Origin of the sequence: Ornithinibacillus bavariensis (genome assembly GCF_018333235.1) — a bacterium.
Classification (GTDB): Bacteria; Bacillota; Bacilli; order Bacillales; family Amphibacillaceae; genus Ornithinibacillus; species Ornithinibacillus bavariensis.
In genome coordinates, this window is sequence record NZ_BORP01000004.1 from 327,947 (window position 1) to 335,433 (window position 7,487).

The window sequence follows — 7,487 nt, forward strand, 5'->3', positions numbered from 1 at the left end:
TAATTTAAAAAAATATCTACCTATAGTACGGATGATTCAACAAATGGTTTCAAAAAATACAATAAAATTATAATGTTGTACATAGAATCTATATAAGTTTATAATAAATGATATTAAATGAGGTGATTAAATGTCTAACAGAATAGTAGCACTAATAAACGAACTCCAAAATAATAAATTGGAAAGCATTCTTATCACATCTCCTGCAAATGTATACTATATGAGTAATTATTATACTGATCCACATGAGCGTGTCGTAGCTGTATATGTTACGGAAGCTCACGATCCTGTCCTTATCCTGCCTGCCATGGAAAAAGAAGATGCTAAGGCTGCAGGCTGGAATTATCCTATGATAGATTACCACGACCACGAGGATCCTTGGGAATTATTTCTAGCTTTTCTAAATAAACAAGGAAAAATACCTAACTCGTTAGGGGTCGAGGAAGATTACCTAACATTGAGTCGTTTTCAAAGTTTACAAGCCATTCTTCCTGAGACAAAGGTCATCAATAAACAGGAAGTAGTTGCCACCCTTCGTGTCATCAAAAATGATACTGAATACGAATACTTGAAAAGAGCAGCAGAGCTTGCTGACCTTGGTGTTCAAACTGGGATAAACGCCCTAAAGGAGGGCATTTCTGAGCTTGAAGTAATTGCAGCTATTGAATATGAATTAAAAAAACATGGCGTACAGGGAATGTCATTTTCCACCATGGCTTTATTTGGTAAAAAGACTGCTTCCCCACACGGAACTCCTGGCTCAGCTAAATTGGAAAGCGGAGATTTAGTTCTATTCGACTTAGGTGTTATTTATAATGGCTATTGTTCTGATATTACAAGAACGGTGGCGTTCAAATCGATTACAGCAGAACAGGAGAAAATATACAATACCGTTCTGGATGGACAATTAAAGGCTATTGAAGCTTCACAGCTTGGAACTCCTGTCGGTAATATCGATAAAGCAGCAAGAGATCATATTGCAGAAAAAGGTTATGGAGAATACTTTAATCACAGAATTGGTCATGGTTTAGGAATTGAAACCCATGAATATCCTTCACTTCATGGCAAAAATACCTTACCTTTACAAAAAGGTATGTGCTATACCATTGAACCAGGTATTTACGTTCCACAAATTGGTGGGGTTCGGATTGAAGATATGGTATTCATGACCGATACTGGTGCTGAAATATTAACGAAATTCCCGAAAAAATTACAAATTATTAATTAATGAAAGAAGTGCCTGATTTAGAAAACCAGGCACTTCTTCTATTCTATACGAATAGTTCATTTGCATTTCTATACTCTAATCCAAGACCATCTGCAACTGCCTTATAGGTTACAAATCCATCGACCGTATTTAATCCTTTTAATAATGCAGGATTACCTATGCATGCTTCTTTAAAGCCTTTATTGGCAATTTGTAATGCATATGGAACCGTTACATTGGTTAATCCAATAGTAGCTGTACGTGGTACACCACCAGGCATATTTGCAACCGCATAATGTAGTACACCATGTTTTACATAGGTAGGGTTATCATGTGTTGAAACATGGTCACTTGTTTCAAATATTCCACCCTGATCTATCGCTACATCTACTATAACAGAGCCCTCTGTCATCTGCTTAACCATGTCCTCCGTTACTAGTTTCGGTGCTTTAGCTCCTGGAATTAGAACAGCACCTATTACTAAGTCAGATTCTGCAACACAATCTGCAATGTTCATAGGATTTGACATCATTGTATTAATAGAAGTTCCGAATGTGTCATCTAAATATCTAAGTCTTTCAGGGCTTAAATCAAGAATCGTTACATTGGCACCGAGTCCTACTGCAATTTTAGCAGCGTTTGTCCCAACTACTCCCCCACCAATTATCGTTACATTGGCACGTTTAACGCCTGGAATTCCTGCTAGAAGGATTCCCTTTCCACCTTTAGGCTTTTCTAGGAATTGTGCACCAATCTGTGCGGCCATACGTCCAGCAACCTCACTCATAGGTGTTAATAATGGAAGTGTTCCATTGGCCAATTGTACTGTTTCATATGCAATTCCAACTACCTTTTTCTCCAGTAATACACGAGTTAACTCTGGTTCATTCGCTAAATGAAGATACGTAAATAATATTAATCCTTCATAAAAGTAATCATACTCTTGTGGCAGAGGCTCTTTTACCTTCATTACCATATCCTGTGCCCAAGCATCTTTTGCTGTATTAACTATTTTTGCCCCAGCTTGTATGTATTGATTATCAGTAAAACCAGAACCAAGTCCTGCATTTGTTTCAACAAAAACCTCATGCCCAGCATTTTTCAAGGTAAGTACCCCGGCTGGTGTTATTGCTACCCTATTTTCATTATTTTTTATTTCCTTTGGAATACCTATTCTCATTTGGAACACCTTCCCCTATGTTTTGTAAGCACTTACATTGTACCAAAAAAACCAAAAAATACATACCATTTAATGATAAGGAGAGAAAAGCCTCTCCTTATTTTAATTCTTTCTATTATTAAATGTCCATATCCCACGATTATTATGAAGTTGATCCTCCACAACACCACTTTGGTAGCTCTCGAATAATTGATTTTGAACAGCAGCAATTCCCTTCGGATCTTCAAATAACTTATGCTTGTTTTCCTTTCTACCCATAAGTTTCACCTCCATACTTAGTTTGCACATTAAATCCTCATAAAAAGCATGTATTCTTTTACCAATACAGTAAGTCCAAATCATATAATGGAGGTAGATAAAGAAAGGGGAGAATACCATGAATTACGAATACAAGAATATTGTATTGGCAATTGATGGATCGGATGCTTCAGATAAGGCTTTTGAAAAAGCAATTCATCTCGTTAAACGAAATAACGCTCACCTCATCCTTGCCCATGTAATTGATTCTCGAACCTTTGCAACTGCTGAAGCATATGATCGTTCATTAGCGGAACGAGCTGAAGACTTTGCAAGAGATTTAGTGGAAAGCTACGTAAAAAAAGCAATGGAATATGGATTAGAAAACATCTCCCAATGTATAGAATATGGCTCACCAAAAATAAAATTAGCAAAAGAAATTGCAAGCAGATTTAATGCCGATATAATTATATGCGGTGCAACAAGCAAGAATGCTGTGGAACGATTTCTTATTGGTAGTGTATCTGAAAGTATTACTCGATATGCAATATGTGATGTACTTGTTGTTCGATAACGTGTATATTTACCTCGTGTATTTCCTTAATCCAAAAAGGATTTGATAACTCTTTATCAAATCCTTTTCATTTTAGATATTGGTTAGTCGAACCGTATCTTTTGCTATCATAATTTCTTCATTCGTCGGTATAACAATTACCTTTACTGGGGAATGTGGATAGTTTATAAACATTTCTTTTCCTCTAGCAGAGCGGTTTAACATCGGATCCCAATAGATTCCCATAAATTCTAACCCGTTTAAGACTCTAGAACGAATTACATCACTATTTTCACCAACACCAGCAGTGAAAATGATTGCATCGACACCTGACATTCTTGCTGCATAGGAGCCAATATATTTATGAATTCGACCAGCAAACACATTTAGTGCTAGTTCGGCACGCGGATTTGTCTCAGCCTGTTGTTGAATATCTCTTAAATCACTGGAGAAGCCAGATAAAGCAAGCATTCCACTTTGCTTATTTAACACATCAATTACCTCTTCAGCTGTCTTTCCCGTCTTCTCCATAATATATGGAATAAGTGCTGGATCAATATTACCTGAGCGTGTACCCATTGTTACCCCTGCCAATGGAGTAAATCCCATAGAGGTATCAATTGATTTTCCTTCTTTTATTGCAGAGATACTTGCACCATTCCCTAGGTGACAAGAGATTAAGCGTAATTCCTCAATAGGTTTCCCCATTAATTCAGCTGCTCGATGCGATACGTACTTATGGGATGTACCGTGGAAGCCATATTTACGAATCCCATACTTCTTATAATATTCATAAGGTAGACTATATAAATAGGACTGTGGTGCCATAGTTTGATGAAAAGCAGTATCAAATACGGCAACCATCGGAACATCTGGCATTACCTCTTGAAAGGCTTTAATCCCTGTTAAGTTTGCAGGGTTATGCAATGGAGCTAATTCCGATAATTCATCTATTTCTTTAATCACATCATCTGTTATTAAGACTGAATCGTTGAATTTTTCTCCTCCATGCACAACACGGTGTCCGACTGCACTAATCTCCGTTAATGATTGAATAACACCTGAATTCGTTAATTTATCAAGCAGCATCTTTACTGCGACTTCATGGTTAGGAATATCGGAAACGGTTTTATCCTTTTCACCATTAGATTCAAATGTAAAAACGGACTCGGGTAAGCCTATTCTTTCTACAAGCCCCTTTGCTCTTACCTTTTCTTCAGGCATTGTAATTAGCTGAAATTTTAATGAAGAACTTCCAGCGTTAACTGCTAATACATTACTCATTGTTGTCCACTCCTAGTTGTTATTTACGATAATTGCTAAACCAATTATTCATTTTATTTAAGATATCTTCCATTGCACGGGTGTTTTTTAAAGAAGGGAGCTGAACTAATAATGGCTGTTTTGGTCCTTCTGTATTTTTCCCTTTCTTTTGTAGAATTACTATGCATTTGGCGTTTTTCTCAGATTGAAAGGCACTTTCCGGTAGTTGAAGAACTCCAACAATATGGGTATACTTCTGAAGATACCTATGGAGCTTGTCTGACCCTTCACCGTCAAAAATAAATGTAGGTAGTAATAAAACTAAATAGCCGCCTTCCTTCGTATAATTCATACTCTGTTCAATGAACAGATGGTGAGCATAAGAATGGCCATCCTCAGCCTTTAATTCATAGTTTGCGGCACGGATATCATCCGGATAGTATCCTACTGGTAAATCGGAAACAATTAAGTCTACTGGATCCAATAAGAATGGGCGTAAACTATCTTGATGAAAAAATTCTATTGTTATCTTTTGTAAATTTGCACTGACAAGAGCAAGCTGTACCAATGTGGAATCAACTTCACTAGCATATGCTTCTATAGATTTATCAAGTTGGGAACAAACCGTTGTAAGCATATTCCCTGTTCCACAGGCTGGATCAAAAATTCGTATGCTCTCTTGTTTCTCTGTTAACTTCTGTGCAAGATAGCCAATAAGTAAAGCAACTGCTTCTGGGGTCATCATATGTTGTTGTTGTGTTACTTCCTTCATTCCTTTTAATACAGCAAATTGAATGGCTTTGCGAATATCGTCTGCATCATAATTCTCTAACCTTAATTGTTCTAAGGCTGTATGTAGCTTATGTGTAAGAATATCATCCATAGACTCTTCAGCACCCTGATAAAACATGGTCTCTAGTGCTATTATTAAGCTGTCCAAATAAGGTTCATTTAGATGTTGTTCGATTATTTGCGTAGTGTGATCCATCCAATCGAAAAGTACTTCTACATTTGTTTTTTCCATTGACACCCTCCGTTCTACCAACCCGTTATATTTTATCAAAACTATTGTACTCTGTACAAAGTAATAGCTTATGACATTTATGTGAACATAAAAAGTCTCCCACTAGAGGGGAGACTAGCATTACTGTGCTTGTTTTGCAGCTTCTAAAGCTTTATCATAGTCTGGGTGTTCTGTTACTTCATTTACATATTCAACATATGTAATTTTATTATTTGTATCAACTATGAATATGGAACGAGCTAGGAGACGAAGTTCTTTGATCAACACGCCATACTTTTCTCCAAAATCTGCGTTTCTATGATCGGATAGCAGCTCAAGGCTTTCAACATGATTAACTTCTTTCCATCTTTTTTGTGCAAATGGTAAATCCATACTAATCGTCAATACTTGAACATTTTCAAGCTTTTTTGCTTCCTCATTAAAACGATTCGTCTGAATAGAACATACTCCTGTATCAATGGAAGGAACTACACTAATTAATCTAATTTTACCATGGTAATCAGCAAGTGTTTTCTCTTCTAGGTCATTATTTATTACCTTGAAATCTGGTGCTTCATCACCAACTTTTAATTCATTTCCTAAAAGATTAACAGGCTTTCCAGCGAATGTAACCATCATCTTCCTCCTATTCCAGTAGTTTATCTTTATCATAACATAAACAGTTGCTTCGTATTAAACATATTGTCCTCATTCCTCTATGTATAGTTACTTAAATATCATAGATAGATGAAGATTCTTCTGAATTTGATCTTTCCTTGTCATCCTTTTTTTTATTTTCGAAGTTTCCTCTATCGTCTTCTTCTTGTTTATCTTTCTCTTCGCTCTTTTCTCCTTTTTTACTATTTCCTTGCCCTTTTGTTGTTTCCTTTTGTTTATTTTGCTTTCCCATCCCACTTTCCTGAAGTAACTGTTGAATCTTTTCCACAGCTTTTGGAGCAAAATCAATCAACTTTTCATAAATATGTGTATTTTCATCTAAATGTACCATCTTAATTCCTTTAGGACTTACAATAAGAAATGCGATTGGTGTAATAGACACTCCTCCACCACTACCACCTCCAAATGGTAGGACAGATTCACTGTTTCCGCCACTACCTTCACTTCCTCCACTATCTCCACTTTCTTCTTTATCACTATTACTCTTCTTTCCTCCACTCGGCTTAAATTCACTTCCACCAGCAGCAAACCCAAAACCAAGCTTAGAAACAGGAATGATTACACTACCGTCTGGAGTTTCAATAGGGTCTCCAATAATAGTATTCACTTCAATCATATCTTTTAGGTTTTCCATTGCAGTAGTCATAAGTCCTTGAATCGGATGTTCTTCCATTGTAATCCTCCTATTAAAAAATTAATTATATACTTCTTTGTTACCGAATATTTTTCGCAACAAATACATAGCTGTGTGAATAGCTTTTCCTAAACGAATGGTTACAATGCAATCAATTTTCGACTGAAATCCGCGTTGTTGAAAGTACGGAATGATAATAATATTAGGCTGACAATTCAGATTAGAAAACTCACTCAACGCTCCTAGCAATGTCCCTTTTACCATCCAAATTCCACCAGAAACAATTCCAGTACTGCTTGCCTCACCTGTTCCAAAATGCGTTTTCCATTCGATTTGCTGAAACGTAATATTTTGTAGAATGAAAAGTAATAGTTGCTTTGCTATTTTTAATCCTTGTAATAAATTTTTTACCATCTGCTTCAAACGATTGAGATTAAAACCATCACCTTCATCTTGCAGCATTTCCATTAAATCCGAATACTCATCCTGCACATGGTTCTTTAAATTAATATTTCTCTGAAACACTCTAACTCTAATGATATACATCTGTACATTCATTTCGTGTACTTCCTGATTAAAGTAATAATGCACTTTAATTTTTATATGGATTAGCAAAATCAACATAAACATAAAAAGTAATAGAATACCTAATATAATCCAAAACATTTTTTCAGCCCCAAAAATTAGTAACGATAGTTTTCCACAACCTTCCAATTTTATGCAAGTAATAGA

Annotated in this window: 9 protein-coding genes; 2 read left to right on the forward strand and 7 right to left on the reverse strand. The window is 36.0% G+C overall.

The window, feature by feature from the left end; genetic code table 11:
- Positions 1-130 precede the first annotated feature (130 nt).
- Positions 131-1,228, forward strand: a complete 1,098-nt coding sequence (locus KI338_RS12265; protein ID WP_212921282.1) for a M24 family metallopeptidase — start codon at positions 131-133, stop codon at positions 1,226-1,228.
- A 43-nt stretch (positions 1,229-1,271) separates the two neighbouring features.
- On the opposite strand, the gene ald is transcribed toward KI338_RS12265, so the two are convergent.
- Together ald and KI338_RS12275 are read right to left on the reverse strand one after the other, a co-directional pair.
- Positions 1,272-2,387: an alanine dehydrogenase gene (ald, locus tag KI338_RS12270; RefSeq protein WP_212921283.1), complete on the reverse strand. Its 1,116-nt coding sequence runs from the start codon at positions 2,385-2,387 to the stop codon at positions 1,272-1,274.
- A gap of 102 nt (positions 2,388-2,489) precedes the next feature.
- Complete coding sequence (locus tag KI338_RS12275; RefSeq protein WP_212921284.1) at positions 2,490-2,645, reverse strand: hypothetical protein; 156 nt, start codon at positions 2,643-2,645, stop codon at positions 2,490-2,492.
- 118 nt (positions 2,646-2,763) lie between these two features.
- Between KI338_RS12275 and KI338_RS12280 the strand changes: the two genes are divergently transcribed.
- A complete protein-coding gene (locus KI338_RS12280; protein ID WP_212921285.1) occupies positions 2,764-3,198 on the forward strand; it encodes a universal stress protein in 435 nt (144 codons plus the stop codon).
- Between the two features lie 72 nt (positions 3,199-3,270).
- Here the strand turns inward: KI338_RS12280 and KI338_RS12285 are convergent, their stop codons facing one another.
- The 5 genes from KI338_RS12285 to KI338_RS12305 form a co-directional block, all read right to left on the reverse strand.
- Positions 3,271-4,461, reverse strand: a complete 1,191-nt coding sequence (locus tag KI338_RS12285) for an acetate kinase (protein WP_212921286.1) — start codon at positions 4,459-4,461, stop codon at positions 3,271-3,273.
- Positions 4,462-4,480: 19 nt separating this feature from the next.
- A complete protein-coding gene (locus KI338_RS12290; protein WP_212921287.1) occupies positions 4,481-5,464 on the reverse strand; it encodes a class I SAM-dependent methyltransferase in 984 nt (327 codons plus the stop codon).
- 120 nt (positions 5,465-5,584) lie between these two features.
- Positions 5,585-6,082, reverse strand: coding sequence for a thiol peroxidase (gene tpx / locus KI338_RS12295; protein ID WP_212921288.1), 498 nt, complete (start codon positions 6,080-6,082; stop codon positions 5,585-5,587).
- A gap of 91 nt (positions 6,083-6,173) precedes the next feature.
- Positions 6,174-6,794, reverse strand: a complete 621-nt coding sequence (ytfJ, locus tag KI338_RS12300; RefSeq protein ID WP_212921289.1) for a GerW family sporulation protein — start codon at positions 6,792-6,794, stop codon at positions 6,174-6,176.
- Positions 6,795-6,815: 21 nt separating this feature from the next.
- Positions 6,816-7,487 (reverse strand): DUF2953 domain-containing protein (locus KI338_RS12305; RefSeq protein ID WP_212921290.1); only part of this gene is annotated, 672 nt, incomplete at its 5' end.